General features: G+C 43.4%; 14 protein-coding genes. All 14 read right to left on the bottom strand.

Translation table 11 applies throughout. The annotated features are described in order from the left end of the window. Window positions 1-16 precede the first annotated feature (16 nt). The gene (locus NBH15_RS02855) at window positions 17-4,351 is read right to left on the bottom strand and encodes a hypothetical protein (protein WP_250821946.1); all 4,335 of its coding nucleotides are present in this window, start codon (window positions 4,349-4,351) and stop codon (window positions 17-19) included. Window positions 4,352-4,457: 106 nt separating this feature from the next. Then, window positions 4,458-5,864 (bottom strand): hypothetical protein, encoded by a 1,407-nt coding sequence (locus NBH15_RS02850; RefSeq protein ID WP_250821945.1) that lies wholly within the window; start codon window positions 5,862-5,864, stop codon window positions 4,458-4,460. Window positions 5,865-5,910: 46 nt separating this feature from the next. Then, on the bottom strand, window positions 5,911-6,657 hold the full coding sequence (locus NBH15_RS02845; protein WP_244050682.1) for a hypothetical protein: 747 nt from the start codon (window positions 6,655-6,657) through the stop codon (window positions 5,911-5,913). Window positions 6,658-7,036: 379 nt separating this feature from the next. After that, a complete protein-coding gene (gene metK / locus NBH15_RS02840) occupies window positions 7,037-8,323 on the bottom strand; it encodes a methionine adenosyltransferase (protein ID WP_009859617.1) in 1,287 nt (428 codons plus the stop codon). A gap of 248 nt (window positions 8,324-8,571) precedes the next feature. Continuing rightward, window positions 8,572-8,763: a hypothetical protein gene (locus tag NBH15_RS02835; RefSeq protein WP_009859618.1), complete on the bottom strand. Its 192-nt coding sequence runs from the start codon at window positions 8,761-8,763 to the stop codon at window positions 8,572-8,574. A 55-nt stretch (window positions 8,764-8,818) separates the two neighbouring features. Beyond that, complete coding sequence (gene folK, locus NBH15_RS02830; RefSeq protein ID WP_128135713.1) at window positions 8,819-9,268, bottom strand: 2-amino-4-hydroxy-6-hydroxymethyldihydropteridine diphosphokinase; 450 nt, start codon at window positions 9,266-9,268, stop codon at window positions 8,819-8,821. A 10-nt stretch (window positions 9,269-9,278) separates the two neighbouring features. Beyond that, window positions 9,279-10,328 (bottom strand): tRNA preQ1(34) S-adenosylmethionine ribosyltransferase-isomerase QueA, encoded by a 1,050-nt coding sequence (queA, locus tag NBH15_RS02825; protein ID WP_010800578.1) that lies wholly within the window; start codon window positions 10,326-10,328, stop codon window positions 9,279-9,281. 114 nt (window positions 10,329-10,442) lie between these two features. Next, a complete protein-coding gene (truB, locus tag NBH15_RS02820; protein WP_250821944.1) occupies window positions 10,443-11,150 on the bottom strand; it encodes a tRNA pseudouridine(55) synthase TruB in 708 nt (235 codons plus the stop codon). Between the two features lie 6 nt (window positions 11,151-11,156). Beyond that, window positions 11,157-11,957 carry an undecaprenyl-diphosphate phosphatase gene (locus NBH15_RS02815; RefSeq protein ID WP_186959440.1) on the bottom strand — a complete coding sequence of 267 codons (801 nt, stop codon included), beginning with the start codon at window positions 11,955-11,957 and terminating at the stop codon, window positions 11,157-11,159. Beyond that, the gene (locus NBH15_RS02810) at window positions 11,954-12,196 is read right to left on the bottom strand and encodes a DUF3098 domain-containing protein (RefSeq protein WP_128135715.1); all 243 of its coding nucleotides are present in this window, start codon (window positions 12,194-12,196) and stop codon (window positions 11,954-11,956) included. Before NBH15_RS02810 ends, NBH15_RS02815 begins: the two co-directional genes overlap by 4 nt. A gap of 13 nt (window positions 12,197-12,209) precedes the next feature. Continuing rightward, on the bottom strand, window positions 12,210-13,088 hold the full coding sequence (locus NBH15_RS02805; RefSeq protein WP_009859624.1) for a cell division protein FtsX: 879 nt from the start codon (window positions 13,086-13,088) through the stop codon (window positions 12,210-12,212). A gap of 321 nt (window positions 13,089-13,409) precedes the next feature. Next, entirely contained in the window at window positions 13,410-13,580 is a 171-nt protein-coding gene (locus NBH15_RS29195; protein ID WP_287626341.1) for a DUF3874 domain-containing protein, read from the bottom strand. Then, window positions 13,574-14,011, bottom strand: coding sequence for a hypothetical protein (locus tag NBH15_RS02795; RefSeq protein WP_250821942.1), 438 nt, complete (start codon window positions 14,009-14,011; stop codon window positions 13,574-13,576). Before NBH15_RS02795 ends, NBH15_RS29195 begins: the two co-directional genes overlap by 7 nt. 52 nt (window positions 14,012-14,063) lie before the next feature. Further along, window positions 14,064-14,691, bottom strand: a 628-nt coding sequence (locus NBH15_RS02790; RefSeq protein ID WP_250821941.1) for a transglutaminase-like domain-containing protein, incomplete at its 5' end; no start/stop codon positions are given.

Below are 14,691 nucleotides of genomic sequence, written 5' to 3'. Positions count from 1 at the left end.
CATTGTTTTTTTACTATTAATAGTTGCTGAGCTTAAGTACCCAGGGTACTTTTTCATCGATATAAACCTTAATCAGATTGATACCCGGAGACAAGCGTAACCGATATTCAGTTGCCGGATAGGATACCGAATCGACCAACCGTCCGCTAACATGGTAAACTTCGCAACGGGTCATTGTTGCAGATGTAGCACGCACGACCACCTCATCCGTTCCTTCTTTGTAACAGAAGATACGGTTTTCATCGGATATACCGTTTTCACTATTGGTCATTGTCTCTTTTCTCAGATAAAAACGCCCGACATTGGTTGAGAGATTCCCCAATACGATTGTTGTTTCAGGAGTATCGAGTGAATATTGTAGTCCTTTCTCTGCATCGAACAGGTTCCACCCGGTCCATTCCCCATTTTCTGTTTTGCGAACTGATAAACTTACATCCGCAGGAGTCCGCAGATAAAATCCAAGCAGGATCTCCGCAGCATCGTCAAGTTGCTGGATATCGAGTGCTTTTTCATCCGCAATACTGAAAAGAGCGACAGAGGGACGAACTTCATTATCGATAAGAATCCCAGCGTCTTCTCCCGCCACATATTTTTTATCCGCCATCGGATTCCATCGGATCAAGGCGTTGCTCTCCGCCTGCTCGGCGGACGCGGTCAAAAAAAGAGAGGCAGGATCCGGCTGTGCCGGGACAACCGTACTTTTCAACTTATTTTCCGTGCCGGGAGCAGAGACCAGCATAGCTTCCGTAAACCTGACCGATTGGCTGGCAGACGGAGACTCTATGGTTATGAAAAATGACTGCATGGGGGCAATCCGGGTATAACCGACACCGTTACTTAATAGCTGCCCATCTGCTTTGATAGTGGAATTACTGCTATTGCCATCATAAACCTGCACAGATTTTACCCCGGGATTCTCTTTCATAAATTCAGAGATATCTATGTGAGACATGAACATATTTCCCACCAGAAAATATGTTCCGGCCGTTTTATTTGTCAATGTAACCAAGATCGGGAAGGAAACACCTTGGGTATTATTTTCATAGATAAAACGACCGACTCCCGAACGGGCGATAGTCTCTTTTATGCCCGTACCCTGATTGTTCGTAGTCACATATTCATACTCGGTATGTTCCTTGGGGAAACGAAATATGAGCGGCAAAGTAGCTGTACCCTGCACAGCTTTCAGAGAAAAACCTTTTCCCATACTGTATTCCTGCGCCAATGCATTAAATGGCTCCGTCCATTGAGTTTCCGTAGGTTTTACGGTTACTTTTCCATTCCTCAATGTTTGACCGACAGCATCACTGGCCCATAAACGTTGATAAATACGGGGATTAAAACGATTTTGCGGTGCTGAACCAACATTCAGCGATGTAAATGGTGCCGGATTTCCTCCTGCCGGAATAAACATATCCCCGGTTACCATACTCTTCAACGGAGCCGCAAGCATATAATAACGATCCGGATTAAGCGTCAGGTCTACCCAGGCTTTTTGATAGATCAACAGATGAGTTTTTACGACCTCTCCTCCGGACTCAAAATAAATATTATTACATCCGTTTTGCTCTATGTTGGTCAGAACCGGATAAATATTGCAATCAGAAGGAATGGTCACGTTGGTACATATCAGCGGCGAACCATTGGTCCAGTTTTCCCAATGGTTCCAATCGGAATTTTCCGGATTGATCTTCCAGGTTGTATTCAAAGGATGCACTTTAAAAAACGGATCGGATACGATCTTTCCATTCTTATCTTTCACGATCAGATCAAACCGTCCGGATGTGGATATGGGACCGATCACCCAACTAAAAGAGCCGTCGGCACTCGTTATGGAATAAGAAAGTCCATTGATACCGAGGGCAGTACAAAACAAGGTATAATTATTCCCCTGAATGCCGCTACCGGTAACCGTAAGATTGTTGTTTTGACAAATCGGCCCCACATTGACATTAGTAAGACCGGTACGGTCGCCCGGACACGATTCCTCATCGATACAATCCGGTATGCCATCTCCATCGATATCATGACGAAAAAATAAGCCGTATAACTTCAGATTATTTAATAGATCGGCCACACCGTTCACCGTAATACGAACTTCATCAAAGGGGCTCCTGGGGCGCATCATCAAATATTCCTTATCTCCGTAGCCGATAGCATCCAAGCCCAACACACTCCAGTTTGTAAGCGTCTCGCCTGTAGAAGTGCCCTTATAATAGGTTTCCATAGTCATCCAGTTCCCGACCGCAACACCTGCCAGATAAGTCGACTGGTCTATGATCAACCCCAAATTATGAGTCGCATTCAATACACCGCCCACCTTAACTGCTATCTTTATGGAAGAAGCTACACCTATACCGTTGACAGAGGTATAGGTCGCCGGATTATTATCAATAAGATTTTCGAGGTTCAATATTGTACCGCCAACGCTTGCTAAGGCATTGATTCCGGTTGCCGCATAATTGATAGCTGCCCCGGTATTATCCGTCGATATGATCGTCGTACTACAGTCAATCGGACTGCCATAACAACTCAGGGGCGCCGGTTCGACAAATGCGCCATAAATGCGTAATGTGGAAATGTCCGTGGAAAGGACGCCACTTTTCCATAAGGCTATTTCATTGAAATTCTTGTCGGCAGGAACAACAATACTGTAACGAACTTTCAAAGAAGAATCGCTACCGATAGCCCCAACCGATATTACGTTTGTATTATCTATTACCTTTTCATACGTTTTTGTCTGGTTATTATAGACCCTTATCTGGAAGAACTGGAGCAGATTAGCGCTTAATAACGTAGACTTGGACTCAACAACGAAACCAACCCTCTTTGCCGTACCATCACTAAAAGTTCCGCCATTCTTTTTTATACCTACGATCTGTAAGTTATCTGCAATGTTCAAGCCTCCGTTATATTCGGCGTAAGTACTCATACTGGCATCGATAATATTCTCTTTATGAGTCATATTACTCAATGAAATCAGGCTTCCGCTGGATTCGTTGATAGCAGTCGACAAGGATACACCGGCTACAGGTTGGTTACAGGCATCGGATACTGCAGTCTGTATCCCTTTGATGATGGTTACCAGTCCGGTATCTCCATCAGAGGCTGTTGCCCGGAACACATAGTCACCGGTTACACCGGCTGTCATATTCGTAACCGTTCCGGTAGATGAGACGGCTACATTTTCTCCGGAGGGCTGGCTGACCACCTCCCATTTTGTGATGTCACTGTTTCCCGTAAGTTGGTAAGTCGTTTGCTCCGCACAAATCGCGGTATTCACGGTTAGCCCTAAATTGTGATGGTGAGGGACTGTCAGAGGGTCATAGATATAACCGTAATAGACAGATTTAGTACTTGTGCTTACTGCGCTAGTAAAAGATAATCTTGCCTTATTGAAGGCTTGGTCGGCAACGACAGATACCTGAACCATTCCTTGCGAAAGGACTCCCAATCCCAGGACAGAGGGATCTAAGGTTGTAGTAGATGTCTTACCTTTACTATCAGTAAGTATCAGCTTCGTCGTGGCAAGTAAACTAATATTCAATATTCCTGCATCTTTATATTTAAAACCTATTTCAGTTCCGGCGGGATAATCATTAGTCCAAGCTAACTCGACATAGGCAGTTCCGATAAGGGAACTGACCGTAGCGAAATCCGTCAGATTAGGAGTGATCAAGTTTCCTGCATTACTAACAGCTAGTACAGGAGCTCCGTTTGCACTTAACCCGGCTATCGAATTATTGGTAGTCAATGTTTTTTCCACAGCATCCCCCACGAAAGCATACCTGATCTTCAGTTCTCCGATAGCAGCCAAAGCGACTCCTGTATTTACAAGGCCGATCTCATCAAAATCCTTGGTAGACGAGACGGTTAGATAAGACACTGCTTCCTGTTGCCCAGGCAGTTGTATCAGATGAAGACTAAGCGCACTTGTATTTTGCCCCTCTTTTACGAGAATTGTTTCCTGAAGTGTCCCTCCCTTATACAACATAATACCTATGCCTTTCAATACATTCAGGGATAAAATACTGCTATTTCCCCCCGCTTGTATGCAAAAACCTGCTGTAGTACCTGCCGGATATACATTTTTAAGATCCTTGATCCGTACAACAGGACCTACCGCCACATCTACTCCGACTACCCCGCTGAACGTGGCGTAATTATTCAGATTCTCATCCAGCAAATAATCCATATTTTGTACACCGGAAGCCACTTTCGCCACATTGACCAAATTATTGATCAAGCAATCGGGAGCAACTAATGCTTTGCGTGTCAGGCTCTCTGCCGTACGTATGTTAAGTACGGAAAAAGCAAACAGAATGATTAACAGAGGTATATACTTTCTCATGATTTATTAAACTCTAAAAGTGCCGGATATATGTATTGATTGTACAGGAAACAGGGCGAAGCGATGTTGGAATCGCCTCGCCTGTTATTATCAGGATATATTCTCCTTATTCAACGACTAACTTATGGATGAATTCCCAGTTATCGTTTACACGAAGCGTTATGATTTGTCCTTTGAAAAGATCTTCAGGCTCTTCGGTTTCTCCTCCTCCGGGATTTTCCGGATCTCCGGGTTTGGCCATTGTCTTCTCGCCAATGGTATATAAATGGTTGCGCACGAAACTATAACTACCGGTCGATTCGTTTGCGATTGTTCCGTTATCTTTATTTACAACATTTGTCTGGGCTGTTGCCAGATTTACCGTCCAGTATTTTATAATTGTATTGGCGCCGTCTAATAATTGCAATTCTAATGTACTCCTATTTTGGTTGGCAAATGGTATAACGAAATTACCGGCAAATACGGTTCCTTTTTTCGCATTAAAATCAGCACGCATAGCTACGGGTATCGCCCAGGTAGGGAACTGTTCGGTGCCGGCATCCTGGTCGTTTAACAGACCATCGTCGTTCGTATCCATCGGATTGGCAGTGAACCAGTCGCTTAATGTAATCTGATAGAGAATAACTGCATTGTCGGCTCCTGCTGCATCATGGAATTTGGCGTTTGCTGTTGCTGAAGTTTTTCCGTTTACGACATATTTCACGTTCGCTCCTCCCGTTTTTCTGAAGCTACTATTGAAATTAGTCATTTCTAATTGTGTGTTTTTTGCTGAGGCTACCAAACGCAGGGTAACAGCGTCTTTATTATCTACTTTAGCCGGAATATTTTTAAAATAACCGAAAGCACCTGCCACCTGGCGGTGGAGATAAAGAACGTTGTTAGCGACATTGGCCGTCAATGTAAAATTCCGATTGGCGTCTACGGTAATTTTTTGGATGGAACCGGCAAATACTTCTTCTCCATCTGTTGTGGTCGTTGCAGTTACATAGCTAAACGTATTTGCGCCTGACCAGTCTTTTACGATATCGGTAAGAGCCGGAGCATAGGCATACTTAGAGCCGGAAGAGGTATAACCGATCGCATAGACTAAGTAATTACCCGGGTCCAGGCCGACATTACTTCCGTTTGTAATCTCGGTTTTCAGATTCAATGTCGTATAACGCCCATGATCCGCAGAGCCGTCATTTGCGGAACCGTTATATATAATTCCGGAGGGAGAAGATGCGTCGCTCCACTGATTATACTCTTTATCAAAAACACAGCCGGTGAGAGCATCACCCGTTCCTAAAGAGAATATCGCGACCTTCACTTTATCGATAGTCTGTGTCGCCTCCGAACTGTATAGCGGACGTCCTGCCTTTGTGGTCAGACCGTCACCGGTATTAGCCACACGAAGGATCAATTCCTGTCCTGTTCCGGATTCCGGACCCGGATCATCTTTCGGGTCACCATCGTTACTACATGCAGAGAACAAGAACATGCCTGTCGCTGCTAAACATAAAAACTTCTTCATCATTTTGAAAATTAAAGTGAAACAATAATTGTTACTTACTGATTTGTCAGTTGATTACCAAACCGTGCTGTTGCTCCCAGTTATCGTTTACCAACATGTAAATCAAAAATTCTCCGTTACCGTTGTACACATATCTTAATACAGTCAGTTCATTTCTCTTCAGGATAATATTCATTCCTTTGGGAGAGAAAGTCGAAAGATCGTACTTATCAGTAGCGTAGAAGTTTAGTTTTAACAGCGAATATCGATCTTTTCCGGAAGGCGCCAATACTGTTTTTATAACAGTTTCCTGAACATCCTGCCGGTCAAATCGTTTATAGACGGATGTTGATTCAGTGTAATTAAAGTGACGGTCCACTCGTTTAAAGAGACTGTCAATTGTGTTATCGGAATGATTTGCAGAACGAGGTAAATTTACCAGATGAACGATTAATTTACCTTTTACACGTTCCATATCTACAGTATAGAGATAATTCTCCGCATCATATACCAGTGTATCATCGGCCAGGTAAAGGTCATCGCTTTCCCGGTTACCAATGTGTAAAATTGCTTTTTGAGGATCATCCTTTAAAGGACTGTCATCCGATAATCCTCCCCATACGGTAAATACATATTTTCCAAACGGAATATTATCTGATAATCCGACAGAATATACTTTTTCATCTCCTATTATATTAAATACATTTTTATGTTCAATTACCTCTCCTGTATTGACATCTGACAAGGTATAATAAAGAGTAGGAATATATTCCCGAAAAGACAGATTTTCTTCCTTATATTCTTCCAATTCCACATTGTTGATATTAAAATAATTTTTATCTTTAACAGCTATATTTATTTGCAAGGGAGGACAGGGCTTAATTTCTTCTTTTATACAAGAAATATGCAGCCATAAAGACATAAATAAATATAGATAATTTTTAACACTCATATCCTAACTCAACAACATTTACCGTTGGATATTAAGAACACATCAGTAAGGTTTTAAGTTTTCAATTTCTCTTTCATTATTCGGAAATTTCGGAGCGGAATATGTTAATTATATTTCTTTAGTTAAAAGTCTATAAGTACCTGATAAAACACAATTAAAACGAAAACAAATTCAGGCAACAAGATAAAAAAAGGATATACCGCAGATGGCATATCCTTTTTTAAAATTATTTTTCCGGATATTAAATTCCGAATGCTTCTTTCACTTTATCTACATAATCCAGCTTTTCCCAGGTAAACAACTCTACTTCGCAGACTGTCGGCTGTGGGTTATAGCGGGATATAAATGTTTTGGTAACCGTTTCCGGCTTACGTCCCATATGACCGTAAGAGGCTGTTTCCAGATAGATCGGGTTACGCAGTTTCAGGCGTTCTTCAATGGCTTTCGGGCGCATATCGAAAAGATCCCAGATCTTTTCAGCGATTTCACCGTCTGTCATTTTTACATTTGCACGGCCGAAGGTATTCACGAAGATGTTCATCGGTTTTGCGACACCGATTGCATAAGATACCTGTACCAACATTTCATCAGCCACACCGGCAGCCACCAGGTTCTTGGCGATATGACGGGCAGCATAAGCGGCAGAACGGTCAACCTTCGAAGGGTCTTTACCGGAGAATGCTCCACCACCGTGGGCACCTTTTCCGCCGTATGTATCCACAATGATCTTACGTCCGGTCAATCCGGTATCCCCGTGAGGGCCACCGATCACGAACTTGCCGGTCGGATTCACATGGTAAATGATATCATCGTTGAACAAAGCCTGTACATGAGCCGGATACTGGGCTTTTACCCGCGGTACCAGGATACTCTTTACATCGGCTGCAATCTTCTTCTGCATAGCGATATCGGCTTCTTCCTGGCTAATGCCTTTCGGACCGATAAACTCGTCATGCTGAGTCGATACAACGATCGTATCGATGCGCAACGGCTTGCCGTTGTCATCATATTCAATAGTGACCTGGCTCTTTGCATCCGGACGGAGATAAGGCATCAGGTCGTTTTCGTTCTTGCGGATCTTAGCCAGTTCCCATAACAAGCTGTGTGAGAGATCGAGAGCCAAAGGCATGTAATTCTCTGTTTCATTGGTAGCATAGCCGAACATCATACCCTGGTCGCCGGCACCCTGATTATAAGGGTCTTCGCGTTCCACACCACGGTTGATATCGCCACTCTGTTCATGGATAGAAGAGAATACGCCACATGATTTCGCTTCAAACTGGTATTCACTCTTGGTGTAACCAATTTTTTCGATCACGCTGCGTGCAACATCCTGCACATCTACATAAGCACTTGATTTAACTTCTCCAGCCAAGACAACCTGTCCGGTTGTAACAAGGGTTTCGCAAGCAACTTTCGAGCTCTTGTCATACGCAAGAAACTCATCCAGCAAAGCATCCGATATCTGATCGGCTACTTTATCGGGGTGCCCTTCGGACACCGATTCGGAGGTGAATAAATAACTCATTACTTTTAAATTAGTTGACAGATGACAAGCGACAGTTGACAGTTATAAAAACTACAGACCGGAACCTGAGACTGACAATTGATTATTAATAATGAATTGATAACGGAAGGACCATATATGCCGAACGGCTAAGAAAAGTATCTTGTTTTTAGCATTTTTTCCTGTGGTTGCAAGCAATACAAATCTATCCACATCAATTCGGATGCAAAGATAAGAATAATAGACAATTCAAAATTGAAAATTGAAAATTATTTTTTCTTTTTAGTATTCCGAAGCGCTTTCTTGTACTTATACTCGGCTTTCATTTTGGCAGAGCCTGATTTATGGGTACCTCTCAGAAAGTCAGAATATTTGATTTTCTTGTCGCCGGTATTTTCGTCGCTGGCTTTTTTCTTGAAAACCATTCCTCCACCGGTCAGGATTTTTTCTATATCGTTCATTGTTTTATCTTTTATATTTATGTGAAAACAGTGCGAAGTTACAAAATGTTGCCTTTTATAACAGAGAAATAACAGGCTTTTTAAATACGGGATGAATTACATTCGGGGCAATTTCGGCCAAAGGTTCCATCACGAACAGACGCTCATGCATCAGCGGATGCGGCAAAGTCAGCTCCGGAGTTTGCATGACCAGGTCGTCATACAACAGAATATCGATATCGATGATACGGTCATGATAGGCACCGTTACTTTTCTGCGTACGCCCCATCTCGATCTCGATCTCCTGGGTCGCTTTTAAAAGTTCAAGCGGAGACAGAGCCGTCTCAAGCTGCAAAGCCGCATTCAGGAACGTATTTTCCGACTGAAACCCCCAGGGTTCCGTTTCATAAAAACCGGAAAGGGCGAGAACGTCTCCCACCCTTTCAGCTAACAGCGCTGCGGCCGTTATCATATTCCGTCTTTTATTTCCTATGTTCGTACCTAAAGCCAGGTATGCGATAGCCATAAACCGTGTCTTAGATAATCAACATTGCGTCACCATAGGCACCGAAACGGTATCCTTCTTTCAGGGCTACCTCATAGGCATCCATAATCAGATCGTATCCTCCGAATGAAGCAGTCATCATCAGAAGAGTCGACAGCGGCATATGGAAATTGGTGATCATGCTGGTAGCCACACTGAAATCGTAAGGAGGGAAAATGAACTTATTGGTCCATCCTTCGAATTCCTTCAGGTGTCCGTCGGTACTTACTGCCGTTTCAATCGCACGCATCACGGAAGTTCCGACAGCACAGATCTGGCGACCGTCGTCCTTACCCTCGTTCACAATGCTCACAACATCTCCATTCACGACCATCTGCTCGGAATCCATCTTATGCTTTGTCAAATCTTCCACGTCGATTTCACGGAAGTTTCCTAATCCGGAATGAACAGTCAGGAAAGCAAAACGGCAATCCTTAATCTCCAGACGTTTCATCAATTCGCGGCTGAAATGCAGACCGGCTGCCGGAGCAACCACCGCACCTTCTTCCGTAGCGAAAATGTTCTGATAGCGATCTTCGTCATCGGCTTCCACCGGACGGTCGATATATTTAGGCAGCGGAGTTTCACCCAACGCATACAATGCTTTTTTAAATTCATCATGATTTCCGTCATACAGGAAGCGCAGGGTACGGCCACGGGAGGTCGTATTGTCGATCACTTCGGCAACCATCGAATCGTCTTCTCCGAAATAAAGTTTATTACCGATACGGATCTTACGGGCCGGATCGACCAACACGTCCCAAAGACGAAGATCTTCGTTCAGTTCACGCAACAAAAACACTTCGATACGTGCACCGGTCTTTTCTTTGTTACCATATAAACGGGCTGGGAAAACTTTTGTGTTGTTGAAGATGAATACATCTTTTTCTCCAAAATATTCCAACAGGTCTTTAAATACTTTGTGTTCGATCTCCCCGGTGTTGCGGTGTACAACCATCAAACGGGACTCATCCCTGTTCTTTGCGGGATGAAGAGCGATCAGTTCCTGCGGCAAATTAAATTTGAATTTAGATAGCTTCATAATGTTACTTTATTTATTTTCTTTTTATTCTTATCATTTATCAGACTAATTCCCGTGCCCGACACGGGATCGCATTGGAACAGACCATATCGCTTGTTCCTTTGCGGCCCCGCATCAAGTGCGGGGACAAGCCTCTTCTACCGCTTCATCCAGAAAAGCATCGATATCTTCCGGATTCATGCATTTATCCAATGTTATATCTCCGATCCGGGTACGTTCCAATCCGATCAGATGGGCACCCGAATTCAGGGCTACACCGATATCGCGCGCCAAAGCACGGATATAAGTACCTTTACTACACACCACACGGATCTTAATGACCGGCAGGTTGCATTCCAGCAACTCCATCTCATCGATCACCAGTGTCTTCGACTTCAACTCCACTTCTTCACCTTTACGCGCCAGTTCATAGGCACGTTTCCCCTCCACCTTGCAGGCCGAAAAGACCGGCGGAATTTGCTGTATCGTTCCTACAAACGAATTCAGTACCTCTTCCACCTTCTCCCGGGTTATATGTTCCGTCGGATATACGGCGTCTATCTCCTTTTCCAGGTCAAAAGAAGGGGTCGTTTCTCCCAGCTTCAGGGTAGCGACATATTCTTTCGTCTGATACTGGAATTCGTCGATCCTTTTGGTTGCCCTGCCGGTACAAACGATCATCACTCCGGTAGCCAACGGATCGAGCGTTCCGGCATGTCCGACTTTTATTTTTTTTACTTTCAGCTTCCGCGATAATTTATAGCGGAACTTGTTCACCAGATCGAACGAAGTCCACGTCAGCGGCTTGTTAAAATATAATACCTCTCCTGCAATAAAATCCATTCTAATTTACTTCATCAATGTGCATGCAATAGTAACCAGACCGGCTATTGCACAATAAATAGCAAAGTAGATCAACTTTCCTTTCTTCACGATATTGATCATCCACTTACAAGCCAGACAACCGGACAGAAAAGCCGCTACAAAACCGACAACCAGCGAAAGCGTCGGGATATCCCCGGCGATATCTTCACCTTTTACCAGCTTCAATACATCCAACAGGGCCTCTCCCAGAATCGGGGGAATCACCATCAGGAAGGAGAACTGAGCCAGTTTCGCTTTATTATTACCCAGTAACAAACCTGTGGCAATCGTTGTTCCGGAACGTGAAAGTCCGGGCAAAACGGCACAAGCCTGAGACAAGCCGATAATAAAAGCATCTTTCATCGAAATATTTTCTTTCTGCCGGGGTTTTGCATAATAAGAAAAGGCCAGCAACGCCGCTGTCACCAACAACATGCAACCGACTATCAGCAAACCCGATCCGAAAATAGATTCGACCGTATCTTTGAAAAACACTCCGACAATACCGATCGGTATCATGGAGATCAGGATATTGATCGCATAACGTGTCTCACTGTTCATCTGAAACTTGAACAAGCCGCGAAATATCCATTCGATCTCTTTCCAGAGTATAACTAATGTACTAAATACCGTAGCCACATGGACTACGATTGTAAATGCCAGATTCTCTTCCCCTTCAATTCCGAACAGCGCCGATCCGATAGCCAGATGTCCGCTGCTGCTTACGGGAAGATACTCCGTCAGTCCCTGTACGATCCCCAGCACCAAGGCTTCCAACCAACTCATTCTGCGATTTCTTTACCTTTGCTGTTTTTCAGGATTCCTACAATCATCAGGCCGAACCCGATCACAGTTACTACCGGAGCAACAACGATACGACGTGCACTGAATATCTCCGGGTTAAAACTGGTTGTATCACCAGAACCACCGCCACTCATCAACATAAAACCCACAATGATCACCGCCACAGCAACCGCGATCAGAATAAAATTTTCTTTTCCGAAAGCAAAATCTCTCTTAGCCATCTCTTTTTGTTTATTATATATAATACAACTTATCAACACCCATACGGAGGTACTTGTTTACAGCAAATACGGTAGCCGTTACCGACAACAGGATTCCCAGCAAGAACACCGCCGCATATACAACCAGTAAAGCCTTCACATCCAATAGCTGGATAAAACCGTCCAATTCGTGTTGTAAATAATATAACGAACCGGTCAGCATTAATATTGCCAGGATGGATGCAAAAATACCGCTTACCACATTATAGCGCACAAAAGGGCGCCGGATAAACCCGGAAGTAGCTCCCACCAATTTCATTGTATGGATCAAAAAACGTTTGGAATAAATCAGCAAACGGATCGTATTGCTGATCAGGACAAACGATATAGCCATCAGCATAACAGCCAATGTGAGCAGGATAATGCTCAGGCGCTTCATATTATCGTTCACCATCTGCATCATATCCTTCCGGTAAAGCAGGTCGGATACAGAGGTATATGTTTTGATTTTCTTTTCGATATGCTGTAGGCTGTCCGGGTTTGCATATTCGGAATGCAGCTTCACTTCGATAGATGCCTGCAACGGATTAAAGCCGAGGAAGGTTTCCGGATTCTCACCCAATTCTTCTTCCAGTTCCTTCGCAGCCTGTTCTTTCGATATATATTCGGTAGATTTGATAAAAGGAAGCGCGTCCAGGCTTTTCTGCATCTTCTTGATATCTGCTTCTTTCTGATTATCCTTCAATACAATAGAAAATGATATATTTTCCTTGACATAAACCGACAACTGATTTCCAAGCAACCCCATCAACAAAATCAACCCGAGCAGGAAAAGCACCAGGGCGATACTTATGATGGAAGTAAGACGAGAATTAAAGAAAGAAACCGAGTTAACCTTATTATTTTCAGCCATCAGACGTAACCTTATTATTATTCAATAAATTGGGGAGATACGCACAGGGTGCATACCTCCCAATTTTTCTGCAAAGAAAAAAAGAATTTATGGAACAATCTCTGATTTATAATTATTTAACCTCTTAATGTCAGCTTCTATTGGATTGCGATTAGATGTATTAAGCGAATCATCCTATTAGCACCTGGGCTAAATTATATTTACACAAATCACCTACAACATCTACAACATACGAATAAGCCAACTATTTATCAGCAACTTAGCATACAGTGGTAGATATTTTTCATCTACAACAACCCCCCCTCTATCTACCACTATCCCCTACTTTTCAACCACCAAATACAACCGCCCCCTGCTCGCCAGGTGCGTCATTACCCCTACTTTCTTCAGGAAACGACCAAAGACAGGCACTTTACTCATCGGTAGTTTCACACCGCTCTTCTTTTGTAGCGAAAGGTAAATTTCTCCGGCTTTATGACTTATTTTTACCACCAAACCTGTTTCCCCTTCTCATACGTAAATATCCGTTCTTCTTTTCCTCTGGTATAATTGCGTAGCCAGTATAAAGTACCTTGGGGGATTTGTTTATATATTAATAATTCATCCTGCTCTGCCGTTTGTTTTCCGGCAGAGGCCCATGCACCCGATTCATCTATATAGAAAAGTTCATAGAGATTTCCTTTTCGTATTCCGTTGTCATCATTCCGGATGATATAGCGTATTTTGTTAATATGTGCCGGCTTGGATAATGCCAGACCAGCCCAACTCATGCTGTCGCGTGTGTGGAAGAAGGTGAGAGGGTCTCCGTCGAATACATTATATTTGGTCGCATGCGGGTTGTAGATGCTGGTGTTGTCTGTTCCGATAATTTCCCCTTTTAGTATTTGCTGACTATTTGTATCGTAAAATTCCAGTTCAGCCATATTTCCCCGTAGATTGGGAGAAGACTGGTATCTGTAATATTTGTAACTCTTTTTAGGATTCACCTCGATAGTGGTATACTTGAAACTTGGAGCTTCTGTGAACGTATATAAATCTTCCGCTATCCGGAAATCCACATAATCCGACCCCTGGAATCTGCCACCGACGAATGCCGGAGGTATGGCTTCGAGATGTTTGGGTTCGCGGTATTTGCGTTCGAGGTACGATGGATACGGTCTGCGGATGAATAGCAGGAAAATGCTCTGTAATATCTTTCATGAAAGGATTTTTGAAGAATGCAGGAATTTCTTCTTTAGATGTATTTGTCATCACTAAAGAGGTCTGTTGTACGGAAAATGTTTTCTGATAGACTTTCGGTATGCCATCAAAACGTTTGAGATGATCCCCCGGATGGTGCTCACCTCCAGCAAAATCATAATAGTTTCCGTCTTCGCCATTTAGAAGGTTGAACGCGTGGCTATTATTGCTATGTCCCCAATGCGGAATACTTCCTGTTGTAACAGGTATCCCTACAGATCGCATGGCATATATTGCCAGGTTGGTATAGTCCCCGCATAAACCGAATTTTATATGGATAAGGCTACTGGGTTTTATGTCCGCCGGTTTTGGGAAATCGTTAAAGACATGGATCGGTAATTTAATCAGTTCATTGTTGATGGCA

The sequence above is a fragment of the Parabacteroides caeci genome (assembly GCF_023656795.1).
GTDB lineage: Bacteria > Bacteroidota > Bacteroidia > Bacteroidales > Tannerellaceae > Parabacteroides > Parabacteroides segnis.
Note: the sequence above shows the minus strand (reverse complement) of the source record. Positions and strands in the feature narration are given on the sequence as shown.

What these genes read in the sequence shown, in the direction of transcription:
- NBH15_RS02815 (WP_186959440.1), bottom strand. Translation starts at nt 11,957, where the DNA reads ATGAGTTGGTTGGAAGCCTTGGTGCTGGGGATCGTACAGGGACTGACG.
- queA (WP_010800578.1), bottom strand. Translation starts at nt 10,328, where the DNA reads ATGAAGCTATCTAAATTCAAATTTAATTTGCCGCAGGAACTGATCGCT.
- truB (WP_250821944.1), bottom strand. Translation starts at nt 11,150, where the DNA reads ATGGATTTTATTGCAGGAGAGGTATTATATTTTAACAAGCCGCTGACG.
- NBH15_RS02810 (WP_128135715.1), bottom strand. Translation starts at nt 12,196, where the DNA reads ATGGCTAAGAGAGATTTTGCTTTCGGAAAAGAAAATTTTATTCTGATC.
- NBH15_RS02835 (WP_009859618.1), bottom strand. Translation starts at nt 8,763, where the DNA reads ATGAACGATATAGAAAAAATCCTGACCGGTGGAGGAATGGTTTTCAAG.
- NBH15_RS02855 (WP_250821946.1), bottom strand. Translation starts at nt 4,351, where the DNA reads ATGAGAAAGTATATACCTCTGTTAATCATTCTGTTTGCTTTTTCCGTA.
- folK (WP_128135713.1), bottom strand. Translation starts at nt 9,268, where the DNA reads ATGGCTATCGCATACCTGGCTTTAGGTACGAACATAGGAAATAAAAGA.
- NBH15_RS02805 (WP_009859624.1), bottom strand. Translation starts at nt 13,088, where the DNA reads ATGGCTGAAAATAATAAGGTTAACTCGGTTTCTTTCTTTAATTCTCGT.
- NBH15_RS02850 (WP_250821945.1), bottom strand. Translation starts at nt 5,864, where the DNA reads ATGAAGAAGTTTTTATGTTTAGCAGCGACAGGCATGTTCTTGTTCTCT.
- metK (WP_009859617.1), bottom strand. Translation starts at nt 8,323, where the DNA reads ATGAGTTATTTATTCACCTCCGAATCGGTGTCCGAAGGGCACCCCGAT.
- NBH15_RS02795 (WP_250821942.1), bottom strand. Translation starts at nt 14,011, where the DNA reads ATGGCTGAACTGGAATTTTACGATACAAATAGTCAGCAAATACTAAAA.